Raw genomic sequence first — 20,514 nt, 5'->3', positions numbered from 1 at the left:
CCTGAGGGGTTCGCGCTGACCGAAGGGACGAGGCCCCCCACCCGTCGATCGGCGGGGGGCCTAGTCCCTCCGGGTCATTCGGGCCCGATCGGCCCCGGGCGGGGCGCGCGGACGGGCACGCTCGGCGGGTCGCCGACCAGGAGGGTCGGTGGGCACGAGAGGACGACAGACGTGAGCGCCGCCGACGACCGACGACCCACCGCGACGCCGGCGACCCTCGACGCCGCCGAGCGCGACGGGCTCGTCGTCGAGCAGATGGCCCTGGTGGCCCACGTCGTGCGCGAGACGATGGCGCGGGTGCCGAGCCACGTCGACCGCGACGACCTGCACTCCGCCGGCCTCACCGCCCTGGTCAAGGCCGGGCGCTCGTTCGAGCCCGAGCGCGGTGTGCCCTTCCCGCGGTACGCCGCCAGCCGCGTGCGCGGCGCGGTCCTCGACGAGCTGCGCCAGGTCGACTGGGCCTCGCGCTCGGTGCGCCGCCGCGGCCGCGACCTCGACGACGCCCGCTCGCTGCTGGCCGCCCGGCTCGGCCGGCCGGCGGAGACCGCCGAGGTGGCCGCGTGGGTCGGCATGTCGGCGGCCGAGGTGGAGGCCAACGACGCCGACGTCGCGCGGGCCAGCGTGCTGTCGCTGCAGGGCGGCGGCGAGACGGCGTACGAGGACCTGCTGGTCAGCCCGGTGCCCACGCCCGAGGCGCAGGTGGAGCACGACGAGCGCCTCGACTACCTGCGCGAGGCCGTCGCCGAGCTGCCCGAGCGGCTGCAGGCGGTGGTGCGCGACTACTTCCTCGGCGAGCGGCCGATGGCCGAGATCGCGGCCTCGCTGGGCGTGACCGAGTCGCGCGTCTCGCAGCTGCGCGCCGAAGCGCTGGGGCTGCTGCGCGACGCCCTGGCCAGCGCCCTGGAGCCCGCCCTGGTCGTGACGCACCCGCGGCCCCAGGGCTGTGCGGCCCGCCGTCGCGCGTCGTACGTCGAGGCCGTGGCCGCCCGCCACGCCGCCGGTCACCGTTCCGGCGTCGGCGTGCTCCCCCGCACCGCCTGACCACCGGCACCGTCGACCACCCGCGTCGGGGGCCGGCCGCGCCGGAAATGCGGACGACCCGCAGGTGTGGCTCCGGGGAGCCGCTCCGGCGGACGTGAAGGCCGGATCACCTGCGGGTCGGGTGACTGCGTGGAATTCACCAGCAGCCCGGAAGGGATGTCCACCCCTCCGTCGTTGCTGGGCTGCTAGCGGGCAGCCACCTCACGCGTCCAAGAAGAACTCATTCTCCGGACCACCTCCTTTCCCGTGTACGACAACCGTAGGTCGGGCCCCGCCCGCCGACAAGACCTTTTTCCACCGCTCAGTCGGTGGCGGCGCCGGCGAACTGGGCGGCGTGCAGCCGGGCGTAGGCACCCTCGCGCGCGAGGAGCTCGTCGTGGCTGCCCTGCTCCACGATCGCGCCGTCCTCCAGCACCAGGATCAGGTCGGCGTCGCGGATCGTGGAGAGCCGGTGGGCGATCACGAACGACGTCCGGTCGGAGCGCAGCGCGGCCATCGCCTGCTGCACCAGCACCTCGGTGCGGGTGTCCACCGACGACGTCGCCTCGTCGAGGATCAGCAGCGAGGGCCGGGTGAGGAACGCCCGGGCGATGGTGACCAGCTGCCGCTCACCGGCCGACAGGTTCGAGCCGGACTCGTCGACGACGGTGTCGTAGCCCAGGGGCAGCGACTGCACGAACCGGTCGACGAAGGTCGCCCGCGCGGCCTCGCGCATCTCCTCGTCGGAGGCGCCCGGGCGGCCGTAGGCGATGTTGTCGCCGATGGTGCCCTCGAAGAGCCAGGTGTCCTGCAACACCATGCCGGTCTGCGCGCGCAGCTCGGCGCGCGGCAGGGTGGCGATGTCGACGCCGTCGAGGGTGATCCGACCGGCGTCGAGCTCGTAGAACCGCATCACCAGGTTGACCAGCGTGGTCTTGCCGGCGCCGGTGGGCCCGACGATGGCGACGGTCTGGCCGGGGCGCGCGACCAGCGAGAGGTCGGTGATCAGCGGCCGGTCGGGCAGGTAGGAGAACGTCACGTGCTCGAAGGCCACCTCGCCGCGGCGGGCGCCCGACTCGCGGGCGGTCGTGGCGGCGCCGTCGTCGACCTCCTCGTCGGCGTCGAGGAGCTCGAAGACCCGCTCGGCCGAGGCGACGCCCGACTGCAGCAGGTTGGCCATCGAGGCGACCGTGGTCAGCGGCTGGGTGAACTGCCGGGTGTACTGCACGAACGCCTGCACCTCGCCGAGGGTCAGCGAGCCGCTGCTCACCCGCAGCGCCCCGACGACGGCGACCACGACGTAGTTCAGGTTCCCGACGAACATCATCGCCGGCATGATCAGCCCGCTGACGAACTGCGCGCGGAAGCTCACCGCGAACAGCTCGTCGTTCTCCTCGGCGAAGCGCTCCTCGACCTCGCGGCGACGGCCGAACACGTTGACCAGCTCGTGGCCGGAGAACGCCTCCTCCACCTGCGCGTTGAGCCGGCCCGTGCGCCGCCACTGCGCCACGAACTCCCCCTGCGAGCGCTTCATGATCGCGCGGGTGACCAGCAGCGACACCGGCACGGAGACCAGCGCGACCAGCGCCAGCAGCGGCGAGATCCACAGCATCATCGCCAGCACCGCGACCACCGTCATCAACGAGGTCAGCAGCTGGCTCATCGTCTGCTGCAGCGTCTGGCTGACGTTGTCGATGTCGTTGGTGACCCGGCTGAGCAGCTCACCGCGCGGGGAGCGGTCGAAGTAGCCCAGCGGGAGCCGGTTGATCTTCGCCTCGACCTCCTCACGCATCCGGTAGACGGTGCGCTGCACGACGCCGTTGAGCACGAAGCCCTGCAGGAAGGACAGCAGCGACGCGGCGACGTACACCCCCAGCGCGAGCAGCAGCACCTCGCCGACGGCGTCGAAGTCGACGCCCCGGCCGGGCACGACGTCGATGCCGCGGGCGGCGTCGGGCAGCGTGGCGGGGTCGGCGCCGGCGTACTGGCGACCGAGCAGGCCGGCGAACACCAGGTCGGTGGCGCGACCCAGGATGCGCGGGCCCACCGCCATCAGCAGCACGCTCACCACCCCGAGCGCGACGACCAGCCAGGCCTGGAACCGGTCGGGGCGCAGCCGTCCGACCAGCCGGCGGGCCGACGGCCCGAAGTCGAGGGCCTTCTCCCCCGCGCCCCCGCCGCCGCCCATCGGGCCGCGCCCCGGGCCGCCCTGCGGCGCCGGGATGCGCTCGGTGGCGGCGAACTCCTGGCGGGCCGGGCGCCCGGGCTTCTCGGTGGTGCTCACGCCGCCACCCCCGCACCCTGCGAGGCCACGATCTCCTGGTACGTCGGGCAGGTCGCCAGCAGCTCGTCGTGGGTGCCGAGGCCCACCACCCGGCCGCCGTCGAGGACGACGACGAGGTCGGCGTCGCGCACGGTCGAGATGCGCTGGGCGACGACCAGCACCGTGGCGTCGGTGGTGACCGGGCGCAGCGCCGCCCGCAGCCGGGCGTCGGTGGCGAGGTCGAGGGCCGAGAAGGAGTCGTCGAAGAGGTAGAGCGCCGGCCGGCGCACCACCGCTCGCGCGATCGCCAGGCGCTGGCGCTGTCCGCCGGAGAAGTTGGTGCCGCCCTGGGCGACCTCGGCGTCGAGGCCGTCGGGCAGCGCCTCCACGAAGTCACGGGCCTGGGCCACCTCGAGCGCACGCCACATCTCGGCGTCCCCCGCGTCGCCACGGCCCTGGCGCAGGTTGGAGCGGATCGTGCCGCTGAACAGGTAGCCCTGCTGGGGCACCAGCCCGATCTGCTCCCACAGCGTCTCGGGGTCGAGGTCGCGCACGTCGACGCCGCCGACGCGCACCACGCCCTCGGTGGCGTCGAAGAGCCGGGGCACCAGGTTGACCAGCGTCGACTTGCCGGCGCCGGTGGAGCCGACCACGGCCACCACCTGGCCGGGGCGCGCGGAGAACGTGACGCCGCCCAGCACCGGCGCGGCGGCGCCGGGGTAGGCCAGCCCGACGCCCTCGAGGTCGAGGTGGCCGCGACGGGCGGGGTCGGGGGCGACCGGGGTGGCCGGCGGGGTGACGGAGGTGGAGGTGTCGAGGACCTCGGCGATGCGGTCGGCGCAGACCGCCGAGCGCGGCACCTGCATGAGCATGAACGTCGCCATCATCACCGACATCAGGATCTGCATCAGGTAGGACAGGAACGCCGTCAGCGCACCCACCTGCATCTGCCCGTCGTCGACGCGCTGGCCGCCGAACCAGATGACCGCGACGCTGGAGACGTTGATCACCAGCATGACGAGCGGGAACATCGCGGCCAGCCAGCGCCCGGCGCGCACGGCGACCTGGGTCAGGTCGGCGTTGGCGGCGGCGAAGCGCTCGGTCTCGTGGGGCTCCCGGACGAACGCCCGCACGACGCGGACGCCGGTGACCTGCTCGCGCAGCACGCGGTTGACCTCGTCGATGCGGGTCTGCATCTGCCGGAAGCTCGGCACCATGCGCGCCACGACGAAGCCGACGCTGGCGAAGAGCGCCGGCACGACGACGGCGAGGATCCAGCCGAGCCCGACGTCCTCGCGCAGCGCCATCACCACGCCGCCCACCATCATGATCGGGCTGGAGACCGCGATCAGGCAGGCCATCAGCACGAGCATCTGCACCTGCTGCACGTCGTTGGTGCCGCGGGTGATCAGCGACGGCGCACCGAACTGCTGCACCTCGCGCTTGGAGAACGTCCCGACGCGGGCGAACAGCTCGGAGCGCAGGTCGCGCCCGAGGCTCATCGCGGTGCGCGCGCCGTACCAGGCGGCACCCACCGAGCAGACGATCTGCACCACCGAGACGGCGAGCATCACCCCGCCCACCCGCCAGATGTAGGACGTGTCGCCCTGGGCGATGCCGCGGTCGATGATGTCGGCGTTGAGGCTGGGCAGGTAGAGCATCGCCAGCACGCCGACGAGCTGGAGGGCCACCACGACCAGCAGCCAGGAGCGGTAGGGCGCCAGCCGGGCGCGGAGCAGGGTCAGCAGCATCGGGTGCCTCCCGGGGTCGAGGTGGCCGGGGTGGGGGCGCACAGGCCGTGCAGGATCGTGTCCACGATCTGCTCAGGGGTGAGCAGGCGGCCGTCGGAGACCTGGTCGTGGCTGCCGGCGAAGGTCAGCAGCCGCAGCCGGTGGACCAGCTCGGCCGCGGGCACGCGCAGCGCGCAGGCGTCGGCGCCCACCACGTCGACGCAGGCCTGCTCGAGGCGGGCGCGGAAGGCGTCGGCCTCGGCGGAGTCGTGCAGGTGGGGCGGCGGGCCGAGCAGGCCGACCTTGCGGATCAGCCCGAAGGTGGCGCGGAAGCGCTGCTGGAGGATCGAGACGAGCTGCACCAGGCGGCCGGCCAGGGGCAGGGCGGGGTCGATCTCGGCGATGCGGTCGAGCAGCGGGCCGTGGTCGAAGGCGCGGGCCAGCGCCGCCTCGACGAGCTCCTCCTTGGTCGTCACGACGCGGAAGATGGTGCCCTCGGCCACCCCGGCGGCCTCGGCGATCTGGCGGGTCGTCACGGCCCGGCCGTGCTCGCGCAGGAGGCGCAGCGTGACGTCGACGAGCTGGTCGTACCGCTCGTGGGGCGCGAGGGGGCGGGCGCGGGGCGGCATGCCGTCGAGCCTAACTGAGTGAGCACTCACTCACAAACGCATTTCCGCTCCTTACAGGGAGCTGACGAGCACCTCCGCCACGGCGCGGGCGGCCCCGGGCCCGTGGGCGTCCCCCTCGCGCAGGCGCATGGCGAGCTCGCCGGAGACCACCAGCAGGAGGGCCTCCGCCAGCGCGTCGGCGCGGGCGGCGTCGCCGCCCACGACCGGCAGGGCCAGGTCGCGCAGCCGGGTGCGCAGCAGGTCGGTGTCGCGGCGCAGCGCCTCGGCGAGGGGGGCCGGGGCGTCGGCGTACTCGGCGGCGGTGCCGAGGAACGCGCACCAGCGGGCGCCGTAGGGCTGGGCCCGGAAGCGGTCGAGGGCGTCGAGCACGGCGAGCAGGCGACCGCGGTCGTCGGGGGCGGCCGCGACGGCGTCGTCCCAGGTCGCCGACCACCGCTCGAGACGACGCTCGAGGGCGGCCGCGACGAGGCCCTCCTTGCTGCCGTAGGCGCGGTAGAGGGTCGCCGGCGAGGCGCCGGCGCGCTCCAGCACGCGGTCGACGGGCGTGGCGGTGACGCCGTGGGTGAACAGCAGGTCGTCGGCGGCGTCGAGCAGCCTGGTGCGGGTGCTGTCGCGCGTGGCCATGCCTGCACCCTAGACTCGACCAAGTGAAACGTTCGTTATCGTTATCCGCGGTCCGCGAGCCGGCCCTGGTCGTCGCCGGCACCTGCCTGATCGCCTGCACCTACGGCCTGGTGCGCCTGGCGTACGGGCTGTTCCTGCCCGACGTGCAGGCCACCCTCGACCTGTCGTCGGGCGTTGCGGGGCACGTGTCGTCGGCGGCCTCGGTGGCCTACTGCGTCGGCGCGCTGTGCGGGCTGGTGGCCGGACGTCGGGCGCGGGCGCTGGTGGTCGCAGCGGTGGCGACCGCGGCGGCGGGCTCGGTGGGGATGGCGGCGGCACCGGGCGTCGCGGTGTTCGTGCCGGCAGCGGTGGTGGCCTCGATGGGGGCGGGGCTCGCCTCCCCCGGCCTGGTGGCGGTGGTCGAGCGCAGCGTGCGGCAGGCGCGCCGCGGCGGGGCGCAGGCCGTGGTCAACTCCGGCACCGGGCCCGGGCTGGTCGCGGCCGGCGCGCTCGCGCTGGTGCTGCTGCCCGACTGGCGGGCGGGGTTCGTGGTCGCGGCGGTGCTGACCGTGGCCTCCGGCGCGGCGGTGCTGCTCCTCGACCGGCCCGTCGACCCCACGGTCCACGCCGCGCCGTCCTCGGTCCCGGACGGGGGCGGCGGCGTGGTCGGGGCGTGGCGGCGGCTGGTCGTGCCGGCGCTGGCGGCGGTGCTGCTGGGGGCCGGGTCGGCGGCGGTGTGGACCTACGGGCGCACCCTGCTGGTCGCGGAGGGCGCGGGCGCCACGGGCTCGACGGTGGCGTGGATGGCGGTGGGTGCGGGCGGCACGGCCACGGTGGTCACGGCGCGGGTGCTGGGCCGGCTGCACCCTGCGCGCGCCTGGCTGCTCACCGCGTCGCTGGTGGCGGTCTCGGTCGGCGCGCTGGCGCTCACCGCCGGCCACCTGGCGAGCGCCCTGGCGGCGTGCGCGGTGTTCGGGTGGTCGTTCGTGGCGGCGACGTCCGCGCTGATCGGGTGGGCCGGTCGGGTGCTGCCCGACGCCGTCGCGCAGGGCACGTCGCTGCTGTTCGTGATGCTGGTGCTGGGCCAGGCGGTCGGGTCGTCGGTGGCGGGTGAGGTGGCCGGGCGGCAGGGGTTGCCCGTCGCGTTCGGCGTCGCCGCGGTGGTGGCGCTGGCGGCCGCGGCGTGCGGGTTGGTCGGGCCGTCGGCGTCAGCCGGCCCAGGCCAGCTGCACCCCGGTGTCGACGACCAGCTCGACGACCCGGGTGACCGGGGTGGCGGGCTCCGGCGCGGTGGTGCGGCGGGTCCCGGTGTGGTCGACGAGGTAGTGCGCCCCGTGGGGGTCGCGCCACACCAGGATGCCGGGGAACGGCTGGGCGGCCCGCCACCCGCCGTGGGTCTTGACCCGGTGGTGGAGGGCGGTCAGGGGGCCGTAGTTCCCGAGCGCGCTCGGCCCTCCGTCGCGGTGCGCGACGGTGTGGTCGACCTGCATCTGCGGTGAGGTGCAGGAGGCGTAGGGGAACACGTCGGCCGGCGTCATCAGACGCACGGCCCGCCGATGTCGCTGCGGCACCTCGTAGGCGTCGACGGGTGCCTGGCCGGCCAGGTCGATCACCGGTCTGACCGTCACCCGCGCCCGCGGGCTCAGGACCCGCCGCACCCACGCCTCGGTCACCGGACCGTGGCCCTCGACCCGCGCCACACCACCGGTCTCCTGCTGCGCGACCGGGTCGCCGTCGGGATCCAGGCGCGTTGCGCCGTCGGCGTAGGCGTGCAGGTAGAGCGTCACTCGCGGCAGCAGCTCGTGGGTCGGGGTGTCCAGGGCGGTGCCGGGCGAGGCGAGCAGCAGCATCGCGTGCACACGCCGGTCGTCGACCGTCACCGGCTGCGCACCACCGGCGGGGTCGCTGGGGCCGGCGGGATCGGGGTCGTCGGGCAGCACGCCCTCGAGCCGGGCCGCCAGCGCGGTCACGGCGGCGTCGATCTGCTCGATGGTCGCCACGTCGGCGCGCACCATGAACGACGCCATCCCGTGGGCCTCCCCCCGCAGCCGCTTGGCGAAGCGGGCACGACCGGCCCGCTCCTCCTTCTCCCGCGCCACCATCGGCGCGGCCGCAGCGACCTTGCCGGCCACCAGCGCCTCGAACCGGGTCCACGGGATGCGCCCGTCGGCGGCCTCCACCACCTCGGCGTCGACGTACCCCGCCTCGTCCCGCGACAGCTCACGCGTGCGGACGCACACGTGCCGGGCGTAGGAGGCCTTTACCTCGCCGGCCTGCACCCGCGACCACAGCCGGGGGTGGCGGTGGTGCAGGTCCTGGGCGTCGGCGATCAACGCCGCGGCCGACCACGTCGTCGACCCCGTGCGCGCACCCAGCTCGGCGGCAGCGAACTCGCCCACCTCGGCGACGCCCTCGCCGCCGTAGCGCCGCGACCGCTCCCGACCCGGCTTGCCCGACTCCACCGGGTCGAGCCGGTCGGGGTCGTGCAGCACCGCCCACCGGTAGGCCATCCGCAGCAGGTCGGCCTCCGCCCGACGGACCGTCTCCACGCACGCGGACGCGGTGTCGAGGACCTCGTCCTCCGACATCTCCTCCACCACCCGCGTCCCGATCATGGGTCCACTCAACCAGCGACCACCGACAGTTCCCGGTCGTCCTCCACCGCTCTCGGAATCCGTCGGTCGGGCCGTTCCGGGCGCCGCTCGGGACTACAGGTCCCGCCAGTGGGCGTGGGCGTCCCGCCGCTGGGAGATGGCGTCGCCCGCGTGCTCCTCCCCCACCTCACCCGTGGTCCGTGTGACGACCAACGCCGACAGGGGTGGTTCGCGCCGGCGTTCGCAGTCGACGTCCGCGAGGTCGAGGAGCCGCCCCAAGCCGTTGACGGCGTGGGGGATCCCCGCGTCCCGCTTCAGGTCGGCGTAGCTCGTCACCTCGCCACGGCGCGCGTGCGAGACGAGCTGGGCGCGGACGCGCGGCACCGACTCCACGTCGAGGGACGTCACGGTCATGGGCTTGCGCGAGGTGTCGATCCGCTCGCCGACGCGCAGGGTGCAGTCGCTCATGGCGACCATGATGCGCCTGCTCGGACCGCCTGCGAGGCCGCACTCCACAAGCCCTCGGGCCGCGCGAACGTGGACACGCCGGGCCCGACCTGCGCGAGGATGACCGGATGAACCGTCGCGCGCTCGTCCGCCGCCCCGGCCCCCGCCTGGCCGAGGGGCTCCTCACCCACATCGACCGCGTCCCCGTCGACGACGACCTCGCCCGGCAGCAGTGGGACGGCTACGTCGCGGCGCTGCACGCCGAGGGCTGGCAGACCGTCGAGGTGCCTCCCGCCCCCGACTGCCCCGACGCGGTCTTCGTCGAGGACACCGTGGTCGTCTACGGCGACCTCGCGGTCGTCACCCGCCCCGGTGCCGACGAGCGCAAGCCGGAGACCGCGGGCACGGAGCAGGTGCTGCGCGACCTCGGCTACCGCATCGCCCGCATCGAGGCGCCCGGGACCCTCGACGGCGGCGACGTGCTCAAGCACGACGGCATGGTGTGGGTCGGGCTCGGCGGGCGCACGAACCAGGCCGGTGCCGACCAGCTGGCCGCCCACCTCGAGCCGCTGGGGGCGCGGGTGGTCGGCGTCCCGCTGACCAAGGTGCTGCACCTCAAGTCGGCGGTCACCGCCCTGCCCGACGGCACCGTCGTGGGGTTCACCGAGCTCGTCGACGACCCCGCGGTGTGGTCCCCCTACCTCGCCGTCCCCGAGGAGCCCGGCGCCCACGTCGTGCTGCTCGACGACACCACGGTGCTGATGTCGGCGAGCGCCCCGCGCACCCGTGCGCTCTACGAGGAGCGCGGCCTGCGGGTGGTGGCCGTGGAGATGACGGAGTTCGAGAAGCTCGAGGGCTGCGTGACCTGCCTGTCCGTACGGCTCCGCGGCTGACGCCCGACGGCCACGCCCACCCCGCGTGCCGCGGGCCGCGACCGGGTACCGGGTCGTCATGACCGTCCTCCACTCCGCGGCGAGCGCCGCAGCGTCCGCCGGCGGGCAGGTGCTGCGCGCCGCGACCGGGGTGGTCGCCGCCCGGCCGGCCGCCAAGCCCCTGCACCCCGAGGGCGTGGTCGTCGGGGGCACGCTGCACCGCTCCGCCGCTGCCGAGGACGTCGCCACCGGCGCGCCCTGGCTCGACGAGGCGGGCGACGACCGGGTGCTGGTGCGGCAGTCGCGCGCCGTCGGCCTCCCGGCGCCCGCCCCCGACGTGTTCGGTCTCGCGCTGCGGGTGCCGACCGCGGACGGCGGGCACGGCGACCTGCTGTTCGCCTCGACCGGGCTGGGGCGGCTGACCCGCTTCACGCTGACCGCCGCACGGTCGCCGTACCGACGGCCCCTGACCACCCTGCTGCCCTACCGCACCCCGGCCGGACCGGTGGTGCTGTCGGCGGTGCACCGCGACGAGACCACGATCGCCTTCTCGTGGGCCGTCGGCTGGGGTGCCTGGCACCCGTTCGGCGAGCTGGTCCTCGACGCCGACCCGGCCGACGAGACCGACGAGGAGATGTCGTTCGACCCGCTCGAGAACCGGCTGCCCGGCCTCGAGACCTACGACTGGATCCAGCGGCTGCGCGAGCCCGCCTACCTCACCGCCCGACGGTCACGGCGGCCGCGCAGGTCCTGACACCACTCACCCGACCGGCCCGTACGGCGACCGCGCGCCGCTGCGCTCCATCGAGGCGACCGGCGGGTCGGCGTGCAGCGTGCACCGGATCCGGTAGCCGGCGTCGTGCGCCCAGGTGTCGGTGGCCTCGACGCTGCGCCAGCCCTCCCGGGCGGGGTCGGCCACCTGGATCGGGCCCTCGTCGGGACCGACGTAGAGCGGGTGGCCGTGCTCGACCCGCATGCCGGGAGTGGTGTCGAGCTGGATCTCTTCGACGGTCCACGTGTGGATGAGCGGCGGCACGCCGGGCAGCCGCGCGAGCTCGTCCATGTAGGCGAAGTGGTCGACAGCGAGGTGCACCTCGCCGGTCAGCCAGGTCCCGGCGGCCGGGGGCTCCAGGTCGTCGAGCACCATCCACCCGCAGTAGGCCGGCAGGCCGGTGTCGAGCACGAACGCGTCGCCGTAGAGCTCCGTGGTGGCCCGCACCAGCCGGCCGGTGACGTCGTGCCAGCTGCCCCGGCCGGTCCACCGGCACGACGCGGCGGTCGCGCCGAGTGCCGGTCGCAGCCGCTGCGAGCGCCGTTGGGCGAACTCCACGGCGAACTGCCGGTGCTCGCCCACGCGGAAGTCGGTGTAGTTGCCGTCCTGCAGCACCCAGCTCGCCAGCCCGATCCACCACGTCGACGGCTGCAGCTGCTCGCTCGGGCCGCGGGCCCCCTCGGTCGTCATCGCCCCCATCGTGGCGCGCCGCGGGCCGGGGCGCACCCCGGTTCCCCGGTGCACCGATGAGTGCGCGCCGCCCGCGGGGTCTCCCCTCCACCCGACGGCGCCACCGGCCCGGCGGCGCGGCGACGAGAGGACCCCGATGATGAGCGCGACCTTCTACCCCTGCCTGTGGTTCGACGGCGACGCCGAGGAGGCCGCCGAGCTCTACACCTCGCTGCTGCCCGACAGCCACGTCGACAAGGTGTGGCGCTCGCCGGCCGACACCCCGTCGGGCGAGGCCGGCACCGTGCTCGTCGTCGACTTCACCGTGATGGGCAGCCGCGTGCAGGGCCTCAACGGCGGCCCCGACTTCAAGCCCACGATGGCCACGTCGCTCGTGGTGGAGTGCGCCGACCAGGCCGAGGTCGACCGCCTGTGGGAGGCGCTGGTGGCCGGCGGCGGCGAGCACGGCCCGTGCGGGTGGCTGACCGACCGCTTCGGCTTCTCCTGGCAGCTCGTGCCGACGCGGCTCAACGAGCTGCTCGACGACCCCGACCCCGACCGCGCCCGCCGGGCCATGGAGGAGATGCTGACGATGACCCGGCTCGACGTCGCCGCCCTGGAGGCCGCCGCCGACGGCGCCTGACCGCACCTGCCGCGCCCCCGGTCGCTCAGGGGGCGAGCCGCTCCGTGGCCCAGCCGTCGGACGTGCGCCGGTGGACGAGCCGGTCGTGCAGCCGGCTGGGCCGGCCCTGCCAGAACTCCACGAGGTCGGGGCGCACGACGTAGCCGCCCCACTCCTGCGGCACCGGCACGTCCCCGCCGGCGAAGCGCGCCTCCGCGTCGGCGTACGCCGCCTCGAGCTCGGCGCGACCGGTCACCACCGACGACTGGTGGGAGGCCCAGGCGCCGAGCTGCGAGCCCCGGGGGCGCACCGCGAAGTAGTCGGCGACCTGCTCCCGCGGCAGCCGCGCGGCGGTGCCCTCGACCCGCACCTGCCGCTCCAGGTCGTGCCACGGGAAGAGCAGCGCGCAGGCCGGCCGGGCGTCGAGGTCGCGGCCCTTGCGCGAGCCGTGGTTGGTGTAGAAGACGAAGCCGTCGGCGGTGAGCTCCTTCAGCAGCACGGTGCGCGACGACGGCGCCCCGGACTCGGAGACGGTGGAGACGACCATCGCGTTGGGCTCGCCGAGGCCGGCCGCCAGGGCCTCGTCGAACCACGTGCTGAACATGGTGAACGGGTCGGCGGCGAGCTCGTGCTCGACCAGGCCGCGGGCGGCGTACTCGTGGCGCAGCGTTCGCAGGTCGGTGGGCATGTACCTCACCGTATGACGGCTGACACAATGCCGAGGCTGCCCTCCCGGGCGGTGACCGCGGCGGACGCCCGCCCGACCACGAGGAGCAGACCGCATGCCCGAGGTACACCACGGACTGGAAGGCGTCGTCGCCTTCGAGACGGAGATCGCCGAGCCCGACAAGGAGGGGTCCGCGCTCCGCTACCGCGGTGTGGACATCGAGGACATCGTCGGCCGGGTGCCGTTCGAGAACATCTGGGGCCTGCTCATCGACGGCTCCTACGACCCCGGCCTGGCCCCCGCCGAGCCGTACAACCTGCCGGTGCACACCGGTGACGTGCGCGTCGACGTGCAGGCCGCCGTGGCCATGCTCGCCCCGGCCTTCGGCTTCGGCCAGACCTACGACATCTCCGACGAGCAGGCCCGCGACGACCTCGGCCGGGTGGCCGTGATGGTGCTGTCGTACGCCGCCCAGTCGGCGCGCGGGCTGCACGCCCCCGTCGTGCCGCAGCGCCTCGTCGACGAGGGCGCCACGCTCGCCGAGAAGTTCCTCATCCGCTGGAAGGGCGAGGCCGACCCGCAGCACGTCAAGGCCATCGACGCCTACTGGAGCAGCGCCGCCGAGCACGGCATGAACGCCTCCACCTTCACCGCCCGCGTCATCACCTCCACCGGTGCCGACGTCGCCGCGGCGTTCTCCGGCGCCATCGGCGCGATGAGCGGCCCGCTGCACGGCGGCGCCCCGAGCCGAGTGCTCGGGATGATCGCCGACGTCGAGGAGTCCGGCGACGCCGACGCCTACGTCAAGGGCCTGCTCGACCGCGGCGAGCGGCTCATGGGCTTCGGCCACCGCGTCTACCGCGCCGAGGACCCCCGCGCCCGCGTGCTGCGCCGCACCGCCAAGGAGCTCGACGCGCCCCGCTACGAGGTCGCCGAGGCGCTCGAGAAGGCCGCGCTCAAGGAGCTCAAGGAGCGCCGCCCCGACCGCGTGCTCGAGACCAACGTGGAGTTCTGGGCCGCGATCGTCCTCGACTTCGCGGAGGTGCCGGCCACCATGTTCACGTCGATGTTCACCTGCGCCCGCACCGGTGGCTGGTCGGCCCACATCCTCGAGCAGAAGCGCACCGGCCGCCTGATCCGCCCCTCGGCGATCTACACCGGCCCCGCCGCCCGGGGTGCCGACGAGGTCGACGGCTGGAAGGCGGAGTGGGCCGACTGAGGTCGCGGCGGTGCCCGCGCCCCGGCACCGCCCTGGGTGCGGGCCTCGTCCTGCTCCTCGCGACGGGGTGCGGCGCCCTGGGCCTCACCGGCGGACCCGCACCGGGGTCGTCCGACACGTCGGCGTCGGACACGTCGACGCCGACGGCCGCCCCGCGCGAGCCGCCCGCCCCGGCGGTCGAACGCTTCACCGCGCGACCGGCCCGGTGCGCGCCCGGCGTGCCGCACCGCGTCGCGGTGACCGTGCTCGACGCCGCGCTGGGCCACCGCTACCTCGGCCTGCAGCTCGTCAACTGCTCCACCGAGCCGCTGGTGCTCGACGGCGTGCCGGCGCTACGCCTCGACACCGGGGCCGGACGACCGCTGCGCGCGGTGACGGCACCGCCGTTCGAGCGGCGTCCGGCGCTCACCGTGGCGCCGGGCGGCCGGGCCTGGATGGGGCTCGAGTACCTCGTGGGCGACCAGCGCCCCGTCGTGCGCCGGGTGCAGGTCGACGTGGCCGGCACCCCCACCGTGCTCGGCGGCCGGTTCGACCTCGACGCCCGCTCCCCGCTCACCGCCTACCCTTGGGTCGCCGACCCCGACGACGTCTGGTCCTGACGGGGGTCGGCGAAGCCGGTTACGGTCCGGGCATGACCGCACCGAGCCACCTGGCCGAGCAGGTCGCGCTCTGGGACGCCGAGGCGCCGGCGTACGACGAGCCGGCCGACCACGGCCTGCGCGACCCGGGCGTGCGTGCGGCGTGGCGCGCGCTGCTGCTGCCGCTCGTGCCGCCGGCCCCTGCACGGGTCGCCGAGCTCGGCTGCGGCACCGCCACCCTCACCGCGCTGCTGGCGGCCGAGGGCCACCGCGTCGACGGCCTCGACCTCTCCCCCGCCATGCTGCGCCTGGCCCGCGCCAAGACCGCCGCGCTGCCCGCCGTGCGTCTCGTCGAGGGCGACGCCGCCGACCCCGCGCTGCCCGCGGCGACCTACGACGTGGTGCTGTGCCGCCACGTGCTGTGGGCGCTGCCCGACCCCGTCGCGGTGCTGCGCCGGTGGGCCGCGCTGCTGCGCCCCAGCGGTCGCCTGGTGCTGGTGGAGGGCAGCTGGTCGACCGGCGCCGGCCTCACCGGCGTGCAGTGCCTGGCCCTGGCCGCGGCCGCCGACCTGGCGGCCGAGCACACCGCGCTCACCGACCCCGCGCTGTGGGGCCGAGAGATCGACGACGACCGCTACCTGGTGGTGGCCCGCAGCGCCTTGGCGTAGCAGCGCGACAGCGGGGAGTCGCGGAAGTAGCCGAAGCCGGGCACCGGCTGGTAGCCCGCCGAGGTGTAGAGCGCGATGGCCTCCGGCTGGGCGACCCCGGTCTCCAGCACCATCACCTCCACCCCGGCCCGCGCGGCGTCGGCCTCGAGGTGGGCCAGCATCCGGCGGGCCACGCCGCGACGCTGGGCGCGGGGCACGACGTACATGCGCTTGAGCTCGGCGGTGGCCCGCGAGCCGAGCGCCTCCACCGGGCTGCGCCGCCAGGCACCGGTCGCCACGGGGTCCCCGGGCACCCCGGGCACCCCGGGCACCCCGGGGTCACCGGGGTCACCGGCGCCGGCACCGTTCAGGTAGCCCACGTGGAACGCACCCTCGGGCGGGGTGAACATCGCGTCGTCGACCGGGCTGGTGTCGGGGCTGCCGTAGCGGGCGACGTACTCCGCCTGCACCTCCGCGACCAGGCGGACGGCGTCGGGGTGGGTCACCGACACCCGGACGATCTCGAGGGCGAGCCCGGGAGCGGGGTGGGTCACGAGGTCTCCCGAGGGATGGCGGAGGGTCCGGGGCGGGCAGCGGCGAGTGACAGGATAGGACCCGGCCCCGACCGCCGCCCCGACACCCGGAAGAGGCACATGCCCGCCACGCCCCGCATCCCCGCCGAGCTCCTGCCCGCCGACGGCCGCTTCGGCTCCGGGCCCTCCAAGGTGCGCGACGAGCAGCTGGCCGCGCTGGCCGCCACCGGGCGCTCGCTGCTCGGCACCTCCCACCGCCAGGCTCCCGTGCGGGCCCTGGTCGGGCGGGTGCTGGAGGGCGTGGCGGCGCTGTTCGCCCTGCCCGACGGCTACGAGGTCGTGCTCGGCAACGGCGGGTCCACCGCCTTCTGGGACGCCGCGACCTACGGGCTCGTCGCGCGACGCAGCCAGCACCTGACCTACGGCGAGTTCACCGCCAAGTTCGCCGCCGCGGCCGCGGCCGCACCCTGGCTCGAGCAGCCCTCCGTGGTCGCCGCCGCGCCGGGCTCGCTCGCCGCGCCCGTGGTGGAGGAGGGCGTCGACGTCTACGCCTGGGCCCACAACGAGACCTCCACCGGCGTGATGGCCCCGGTGCGCCGCCCCGCCGGCACCGCCGGGTCGGCGCTGGTGCTCGTCGACGCGACCTCGGGCGCCGGCGGACTGCCCGTCGACGTCGCCGAGACCGACGTCTACTACTTCGCGCCGCAGAAGTCGTTCGGCTCCGACGGCGGGCTGTGGGTGGCACTCATGTCACCGGCCGCGCTGGCGCGGGTCGAGGAGGTGGCCGCCAGCGGTCGGCACGTGCCGGCGTTCCTCGACCTGCCCACCGCGGTGGCCAACTCGCGCAAGCAGCAGACCTACAACACCCCGGCCGTGGCCACGCTGTTCCTGATGGCCGAGCAGCTCGACTGGATGCACGCCCACGGCGGCCTGGCGGGCATGGTCGCGCGCACCACCGAGTCGTCGCAGGCCCTGTACGGCTGGGCCGAGGCGTCGTCGTACGCCGCGCCGTTCGTCGCCGAGCCCGCCCACCGCTCCCTGGTGGTCGGCACCGTCGACCTCGACCCGGCCGTGGACGCCGCCGCCGTCATCGCCACGCTGCGCGACCACGGCGTGGTGGACGTCGACCCCTACCGCAGCCTGGGGCGCAACCAGCTGCGCGTGGCGATGTTCCCCTCCGTCGACCCCGACGACGTGCGCGCCCTCACCCGCTGCGTCGACTGGGTCGTCGAGCACTCCTAGGCCCGGGGACCCACGGCCTGCTCGCCGCGGATGAGCGCCAGCGTCGCCCGCTCGAGGGCGGCCTGGCGCAGGTCGGGGGTGTCGTGCACGCGGCCGGTGACGTCGGCGATGGTGCGTCCCGCCTCGTAGGCCTCCACCACCCGCGGGTCGACGTACGCCGAGCGGGCCAGGGTAGGGGTGTTGCCGAGGAACGACGACACCTCCTTCATCGCCCCCGACACCGCCCGCCGGCGCGAGGCCGCGGTCTCGCCGTGCTCCGGGGTCTCGGCCAGCGCCGCCGCGGCCAGCACGGTGGCGTGCCAGGTGCGGAAGTCCTTGGCCGTGGCCTCCAGGCCGGTGGAGGCCCGCACGTACTCGTTGACCAGGTCGGGCAGCACCGAGCGCCAGGAGCGGCCGTGCTTGTACGACAGCAGCCGCGGGTCACGGCCGCGACGGCGCCGCATCGTCTCGATGGCCTCGATGACGACCGCGTCGTCGATGGGGATCTCGTGGGAGACCCCCGACTTGCCGACGAAGGTGAACACCAGCCGGTCCTGGCGCCGGCGCACGTGACGGCGCTCGAGGGTGGTCAGCCCGAAGCTGCCGTTGGTGTCGGCGTACACGTCGTTGCCGATGCGGAAGTAGCCGAGGTCGAGCAGCCGCACGGCGGCGGCGCACGCCCGCTCCAGCGGCATGCCCTCGCGCCCGAGGTCGGCCACCACCAGCTCGCGGGCGCGCGAGAGCGCCGCCCCGAACTCCAGCATCCGCTCGAACTTCTCGGCGTCGCGGCGCACCCGCCACTGCGGGTGGTAGAGGTACTGCCGACGCCCGGCGTCGTCGGTGCCGACGGCCTGCAGGTGGCCGTGGGCGTGGGGGGTCACCCACACGTCCCGCCACGCGGGCGGGATCACCAGGTCGCGCACGCGCTGCGCCTCGTCGTCGCCCAGCCGGTCGCCGTGCTGGTCGAGGTAGACGAAGCCGCGCCCGGCGCGCCGGCGGGTCCACCCGGGCTGGTCGGGGGACGTGCGACGCAGCCGGACCATGCCGGCGACCCTAGGGTCGGCCCCCGGCGGCCACCTCACCCCTCTGTGGAGCCGGCCTGGGTGGAGCCGGTCAGCGGGGGCGCAGCGAGCGCAGCAGCACCACGACCACGCCGAGGCCGATCAGGCCGCCGACGACCCACGACGAGGACGACGTGACGACCTCCTCGGCCTCCGCGGCGGTGCTGCCCGCCCCGTCGGTCCCGTCGGCCGGCTCGTCGGCCGGACCGGCCGTCTGCTCCTGCTCGGTGTCGCCGTCGACCCGGGCGCGCACGGCCGTCGGCAGCCGCAGCTCCAGGACGTCGGAGCGCCGGCCCTCGCTGGAGAGCAGCACCCGGCCGTCCTCGTCGATCGCGACGCCCTCGCCCTGGCGCTGGGCCGGCAGCGTCAGGTCGGCGACCTCGTCGAGGGAGGGCCAGGCGTAGACCACGGCGCGGGCGTAGCCGCGCACGACGAGGTGGCGGCCGTCAGGGAAGAACGCGCCGTCGGTGGCGATCGACAGCACCGGCCCGACGGGCTCGAGCTCGTTGGGCGTGCGGGTGCTGAGCCGCTCGGGGGCGCGGTAGAGCGTGCCGCCGAGGAACCCCTTGGTGGCCACCAGCAGCCGGCCGGTGCCGGGCTCGCTGAGCAGCGTCTCGGCGTCGTGGGCGCCGTCGGGATAGACCAGCTCGTACGACGTGCCGGCGTCGGCGAGGTCGCCGCGGCCCACCTGCACGCGCGTCACCCGCACCGACTCCCGCTCGGCGTCGTTGTCGCCGATGTCGCCCACCCACACCTCGTCGGCGAACTCGCTGGGCGCCAGCGCCTCGACGTCGACGGGGTCGTCGCTCCAGGTGGTGACCCCGACAGTGGCGCCCGAGGCGGGGTCGACGGCGAACACGCGGCCGGTGTCGCCGGAGTCGTTGGTGGTGACCACCAACCCGTCGCGCGCCACCAGCCCGCTCGACTCCACCACGGCGGGATCGCGGAACGTCAGCACGGGGTCGGGCGGCGCCGCGCCGGTCAGGGCCGCGCCGGCCGCGAAGGGCAGCACCACGAGGGCGGCGAGCACGCCGCCGACCACGGGGTCAGCCCTCCGCCGGGTCACGCGCGGCGTCCGCGAGGAGGTCGGCCAGGCGCGGGCGGATGCCCCAGGCGCCGACCAGCTCGTCGTACTCCTCACGAGCGGAGTCGTCGCCCTGGCCGGCGGCGTCCACGGAGCCGGTGCGCACGGCGCGGAGCATGGTGTTGCGCGGGGTGTGCTGGCTCTCGATGAACTGCACGACGTCGACGCGGTAGCCCTGCTGGCGCAGCAGCGAGGCCCGCAGGCCGTCGGTGAGGGTGTCGGCCAGCCGCTCGCGCAGGATGCCGTGGCGGGTGAGCATCGCCCACGGCGCGGGCGCGGGCGTGCGCCGCAGCTGGGCGGCGACGTCGTGGTGGCAGCACGGCGCGGCGAGCACCAACGGCGCCCGCCACTCCACCGCGCGTGCCAGCGCCTCGTCGGTGGCGGTGTCGCAGGCGTGCAGCGCCAGCACCACCTCGGGGGCGGGGTCGAGGCGCACGTCGGCGATCGAGCCGACCACGAACTCCGCACGCACCCCGAGCCGCTCGGCCACCGCGCTGTTGTGCTCGCGCGACTGCTCCTTGACGTCGGCGCCGGTCACCACCACCGGCAGCCCGCGCACGGCGGTGAGGTAGCGCTGCGCGGCGAAGGTGAGGTAGGCGTTGCCGCAGCCGAGGTCGACGATGCGCAGCGGGTCGTCCTCGGTGGGCCGGCGCAGGTGCCCGCTGCTGCGCGCGTCGGTGATCGCGCCGTCGAGCAGCCGCAGGAACTCCTCGACCTGGCGGTACTTCGCCTGCCGGCTCGGCTTCACCCGGCCGCGCTCGTCGGTGAGCCCCAGCGCGGCGAACACCGGGTCGTCCTCGGCGAGCAGGCGCGGCTTGTCGCGGTCGTGGGCGCGGTCGACGACGGCCGGCTCCGCCCGCGCGCTGGAGTGCAGCACGGCCTCGCCCTTCTTCGTCACCCGCAGCTGGTGGGTGCCGGTGGTGGTCTCCACGTGCCAGTTGCCGAACGGCAGCGCGAGCAGCCCGTCGAGCGCCTCGCCGGCCGCGACCTGACCGGGCCCGGAGGCGTGGTTGCTGGTGTGGGCCTGCGTGGCGTCGTAGGCGGTGACCTGCAGGTGGGTGCCGGCCTTCAGGTCGACGTGGCGCAGCTCGACGCGCCGCCACGGCGGGGGCTCGGTGCCGCGACGGCGACCGGAGGCCACCGCCCGCACCAGCCGGTCGGGGTGCAGCAGGTGCTCGCGCAGCTCGGCGAGGGCGTCGGGCAGGGGGGTGCTCACGGGTGGGTGCTCCTCACCGCTCGAGGACGGCGGCGACCACCACGAGCAGCAGCAGGAGCGCCAGCGC

20 protein-coding genes and 1 pseudogene are annotated in these 20,514 nt (G+C 75.3%); 9 read left to right on the top strand and 12 right to left on the bottom strand.

Annotated elements, in window-relative coordinates:
- Positions 1 to 171: 171 nt before the first annotated feature.
- On the top strand, positions 172 to 1,041 hold the full coding sequence (locus tag AC4OR8_RS05755) for a sigma-70 family RNA polymerase sigma factor (protein WP_492164580.1): 870 nt from the start codon (positions 172 to 174) through the stop codon (positions 1,039 to 1,041).
- Between the two features lie 301 nt (positions 1,042 to 1,342).
- Here the strand turns inward: AC4OR8_RS05755 and AC4OR8_RS05750 are convergent, their stop codons facing one another.
- From AC4OR8_RS05750 to AC4OR8_RS05735, 4 genes are read right to left on the bottom strand one after another with little or no spacing between them, the layout of a single operon-like run.
- Positions 1,343 to 3,304, bottom strand: a complete 1,962-nt coding sequence (locus tag AC4OR8_RS05750) for an ABC transporter ATP-binding protein (RefSeq protein WP_492164579.1) — start codon at positions 3,302 to 3,304, stop codon at positions 1,343 to 1,345.
- On the bottom strand, positions 3,301 to 5,034 hold the full coding sequence (locus AC4OR8_RS05745; protein WP_492164578.1) for an ABC transporter ATP-binding protein: 1,734 nt from the start codon (positions 5,032 to 5,034) through the stop codon (positions 3,301 to 3,303). Before AC4OR8_RS05745 ends, AC4OR8_RS05750 begins: the two co-directional genes overlap by 4 nt.
- Positions 5,025 to 5,642, bottom strand: a complete 618-nt coding sequence (locus tag AC4OR8_RS05740; RefSeq protein ID WP_492164577.1) for a TetR/AcrR family transcriptional regulator — start codon at positions 5,640 to 5,642, stop codon at positions 5,025 to 5,027. Before AC4OR8_RS05740 ends, AC4OR8_RS05745 begins: the two co-directional genes overlap by 10 nt.
- A gap of 51 nt (positions 5,643 to 5,693) precedes the next feature.
- Positions 5,694 to 6,266 (bottom strand): TetR/AcrR family transcriptional regulator, encoded by a 573-nt coding sequence (locus AC4OR8_RS05735; RefSeq protein WP_492164576.1) that lies wholly within the window; start codon positions 6,264 to 6,266, stop codon positions 5,694 to 5,696.
- Between the two features lie 23 nt (positions 6,267 to 6,289).
- Here AC4OR8_RS05735 and AC4OR8_RS05730 point away from each other — a divergent pair.
- A pseudogene (locus AC4OR8_RS05730) lies at positions 6,290 to 7,414 on the top strand (MFS transporter); the annotation flags it as partial.
- 39 nt (positions 7,415 to 7,453) lie between these two features.
- Here the strand turns inward: AC4OR8_RS05730 and AC4OR8_RS05725 are convergent.
- Together AC4OR8_RS05725 and AC4OR8_RS05720 are read right to left on the bottom strand one after the other, a co-directional pair.
- Positions 7,454 to 8,860, bottom strand: a complete 1,407-nt coding sequence (locus AC4OR8_RS05725) for an HNH endonuclease signature motif containing protein (RefSeq protein ID WP_492164575.1) — start codon at positions 8,858 to 8,860, stop codon at positions 7,454 to 7,456.
- 93 nt (positions 8,861 to 8,953) lie between these two features.
- Positions 8,954 to 9,307: a hypothetical protein gene (locus AC4OR8_RS05720; RefSeq protein WP_492164574.1), complete on the bottom strand. Its 354-nt coding sequence runs from the start codon at positions 9,305 to 9,307 to the stop codon at positions 8,954 to 8,956.
- 107 nt (positions 9,308 to 9,414) lie between these two features.
- Here AC4OR8_RS05720 and ddaH point away from each other — a divergent pair, with 107 nt between their 5' ends.
- Together ddaH and AC4OR8_RS05710 are read left to right on the top strand one after the other, a co-directional pair.
- Positions 9,415 to 10,179, top strand: a complete 765-nt coding sequence (gene ddaH, locus AC4OR8_RS05715) for a dimethylargininase (RefSeq protein ID WP_492164573.1) — start codon at positions 9,415 to 9,417, stop codon at positions 10,177 to 10,179.
- Between the two features lie 58 nt (positions 10,180 to 10,237).
- Positions 10,238 to 10,912 carry a hypothetical protein gene (locus tag AC4OR8_RS05710; protein ID WP_492164572.1) on the top strand — a complete coding sequence of 225 codons (675 nt, stop codon included), beginning with the start codon at positions 10,238 to 10,240 and terminating at the stop codon, positions 10,910 to 10,912.
- Between the two features lie 6 nt (positions 10,913 to 10,918).
- Here AC4OR8_RS05710 and AC4OR8_RS05705 read toward each other — a convergent pair whose 3' ends face one another.
- Positions 10,919 to 11,620: a hypothetical protein gene (locus tag AC4OR8_RS05705; protein WP_492164571.1), complete on the bottom strand. Its 702-nt coding sequence runs from the start codon at positions 11,618 to 11,620 to the stop codon at positions 10,919 to 10,921.
- A 139-nt stretch (positions 11,621 to 11,759) separates the two neighbouring features.
- Here AC4OR8_RS05705 and AC4OR8_RS05700 point away from each other — a divergent pair, with 139 nt between their 5' ends.
- Positions 11,760 to 12,242, top strand: coding sequence for a VOC family protein (locus AC4OR8_RS05700; RefSeq protein WP_492164570.1), 483 nt, complete (start codon positions 11,760 to 11,762; stop codon positions 12,240 to 12,242).
- Between the two features lie 25 nt (positions 12,243 to 12,267).
- Here the strand turns inward: AC4OR8_RS05700 and pdxH are convergent, their stop codons facing one another.
- Positions 12,268 to 12,909: a pyridoxamine 5'-phosphate oxidase gene (gene pdxH / locus AC4OR8_RS05695; RefSeq protein WP_492164569.1), complete on the bottom strand. Its 642-nt coding sequence runs from the start codon at positions 12,907 to 12,909 to the stop codon at positions 12,268 to 12,270.
- A 94-nt stretch (positions 12,910 to 13,003) separates the two neighbouring features.
- On the opposite strand from pdxH, the gene AC4OR8_RS05690 reads away from it, so the two are divergent.
- From AC4OR8_RS05690 to AC4OR8_RS05680, 3 genes are all read left to right on the top strand, one after another.
- Positions 13,004 to 14,107, top strand: a complete 1,104-nt coding sequence (locus tag AC4OR8_RS05690; protein ID WP_492164568.1) for a citrate synthase 2 — start codon at positions 13,004 to 13,006, stop codon at positions 14,105 to 14,107.
- A 236-nt stretch (positions 14,108 to 14,343) separates the two neighbouring features.
- On the top strand, positions 14,344 to 14,706 hold the full coding sequence (locus AC4OR8_RS05685; protein ID WP_492164567.1) for a DUF4232 domain-containing protein: 363 nt from the start codon (positions 14,344 to 14,346) through the stop codon (positions 14,704 to 14,706).
- A 32-nt stretch (positions 14,707 to 14,738) separates the two neighbouring features.
- Positions 14,739 to 15,353, top strand: a complete 615-nt coding sequence (locus tag AC4OR8_RS05680; protein ID WP_492164566.1) for a class I SAM-dependent methyltransferase — start codon at positions 14,739 to 14,741, stop codon at positions 15,351 to 15,353.
- On the opposite strand, the gene AC4OR8_RS05675 is transcribed toward AC4OR8_RS05680, so the two are convergent.
- Positions 15,320 to 15,886, bottom strand: a complete 567-nt coding sequence (locus tag AC4OR8_RS05675; RefSeq protein WP_492164565.1) for a GNAT family N-acetyltransferase — start codon at positions 15,884 to 15,886, stop codon at positions 15,320 to 15,322. The genes AC4OR8_RS05680 and AC4OR8_RS05675 overlap by 34 nt on opposite strands.
- A gap of 99 nt (positions 15,887 to 15,985) precedes the next feature.
- Here AC4OR8_RS05675 and serC point away from each other — a divergent pair, with 99 nt between their 5' ends.
- Positions 15,986 to 17,107 carry a phosphoserine transaminase gene (gene serC, locus AC4OR8_RS05670; protein WP_492164564.1) on the top strand — a complete coding sequence of 374 codons (1,122 nt, stop codon included), beginning with the start codon at positions 15,986 to 15,988 and terminating at the stop codon, positions 17,105 to 17,107.
- Here the strand turns inward: serC and AC4OR8_RS05665 are convergent.
- The 3 genes from AC4OR8_RS05665 to AC4OR8_RS05655 form a co-directional block, all read right to left on the bottom strand.
- Positions 17,104 to 18,129, bottom strand: a complete 1,026-nt coding sequence (locus AC4OR8_RS05665) for a DNA topoisomerase IB (protein WP_492164563.1) — start codon at positions 18,127 to 18,129, stop codon at positions 17,104 to 17,106. The two genes, serC and AC4OR8_RS05665, sit on opposite strands and share 4 nt — an antisense overlap.
- Before the next feature lie 70 nt (positions 18,130 to 18,199).
- Positions 18,200 to 19,189, bottom strand: a complete 990-nt coding sequence (locus AC4OR8_RS05660) for a hypothetical protein (protein ID WP_492164562.1) — start codon at positions 19,187 to 19,189, stop codon at positions 18,200 to 18,202.
- 4 nt (positions 19,190 to 19,193) lie between these two features.
- Complete coding sequence (locus tag AC4OR8_RS05655; RefSeq protein WP_492164561.1) at positions 19,194 to 20,447, bottom strand: class I SAM-dependent methyltransferase; 1,254 nt, start codon at positions 20,445 to 20,447, stop codon at positions 19,194 to 19,196.
- Positions 20,448 to 20,514 lie beyond the last annotated feature (67 nt).

It is taken from the genome of Nocardioides sp. FY1077 (genome assembly GCF_058681775.1).
Note: the sequence above shows the minus strand (reverse complement) of the source record. Positions and strands in the feature narration are given on the sequence as shown.